This is a genomic window from Limosilactobacillus reuteri subsp. simiae (genome assembly GCF_020784875.1).
In the GTDB taxonomy this organism is placed as follows: Bacteria; Bacillota; Bacilli; order Lactobacillales; family Lactobacillaceae; genus Limosilactobacillus; species Limosilactobacillus reuteri_H.
Genome location: NZ_JAJGUI010000059.1, coordinates 1 through 1,549 on the forward strand (window position 1 = coordinate 1; position 1,549 = coordinate 1,549).

Here is a 1,549-nt window from a genome sequence, read left to right on the forward strand (position 1 = left end):
ACCACAATCGTGGCTGGCTTGTCACCAGCTGTCGTTACATCTGGCGTGTCTTTCCAAGTATACTTCGTACCGTCTGGCAACTCGCCCTTGTTCTTAATCCCGTCGGCTGGGTCTGGGACAACTCCAGTCTTCGTGTTTACATCTTGACCTTCTGGCGTGTACTTGTCAGCATCAGTCGGCGTCGTCGGGTTCGTTACGTGTACTGTTACGGGAACTTCGTCCTTTGAACCGTCTGGGTAAGTTACCACAATCGTAGCTGGCTTGTCACCGGCTGTCGTTACATCCGGAGTGTCTTTCCAGGTGTACTTCGTACCGTCTGGCAAGTCGCCCTTGTTCTTAATCCCGTCGGCTGGGTCTGGGACAACTCCAGTCTTCGTGTTTACATCTTGACCTTCTGGCGTGTACTTATCAGCGTCAGTCGGCGTTGTTGGGTTCGTTACGTGAATAGTTACGGGAACCTCATCCTTCGAACCGTCTGGGTAAGTTACCACAACCGTGGCTGGTTTATCGCCGGCTGTCGTTACATCCGGAGTGTCTTTCCAGGTGTACTTAGTGCCGTCTGGCAAGTCACCCTTGTTCTTAATACCATCGGCTGGATCTGGGACAATTCCAGTCTTGGTATCAACGTCTTGGCCTTCTGGTGTGTACTTGTCTGCATCCGTTGGGTTCTTAGTTACAGTTACGGTAACCGGAACTTCAACAGTTGAGCCACCTGGGTAAGTTACTACAACTACAGCTGGCTTATTACCTTCAGTACTTACATCTGGAGTGTCCTTCCATGTGTACTTAGTACCATCTGGTAAATCATTCTTGTTGGCAATACCTTGATCTGCATCTGGTACTTCACCGACCTTAGTAGTTACATTTTGACCAGTTGGGGCTACTGGAGCATAAGTAATATCAACAGTGACATTCTTAGTTTCTGCAGTAACTTCTTCAGCTGCTACGTTAGCTTGACTTGGAGTGTATCCTTTAACAGTTGGCGCATTAAATTCTACCCAAGTACCATTTGCTTGGTTAAGTTCACCTGCTACATGCCATGCGTTCCAAGTAGTCTCACCAGTAACGGGATCAGTGTACCCAGCATTACCTTGAGCATCTTCGCGAGTAAAGTGAACGGTTTGGTCATGACTTACTGGGTCTTTACCAGGTTCATGAACCACGATGGTACGAGTTACGTACTGGTTCATGTCATCGTTAACGCCTTCTTGACCTGGCTTATATGGTACTGGAGTGTCGCCTTGCTTTTGGTAACTTACGGTAACATTTGCACCATTTTGTGGTACGCCATCTTTTTCAGTTACTTGAGCTGCTGGTACTTCAGTTGCCTTTGTACCATCTACGTATGAATCGTAACCCTTGATTTGCTCTACACTAGCAGAAACAAATTCGGCTTTACCACTCTTAACGTGCCATGCGTTCCAAGTAATCTCACCAGTTACTGGGTCTTGGTAACCTGCGACGCCGTTAACATCTCGAGTGTATTCTACAGTTTGTGTTACTGGGGCGATGGCTTCATGTCCTGCTGGTACTTCGTAGTTAATGGTAC

Annotated in this window: 1 protein-coding gene; it reads right to left on the bottom strand. The window is 47.6% G+C overall.

Annotated elements, in window-relative coordinates; all coding sequences use genetic code 11:
• The coding region (locus LMC10_RS01885) for a Rib/alpha-like domain-containing protein (RefSeq protein ID WP_267866775.1) at window positions 1-1,549 on the bottom strand (1,549 nt) is incomplete at both ends.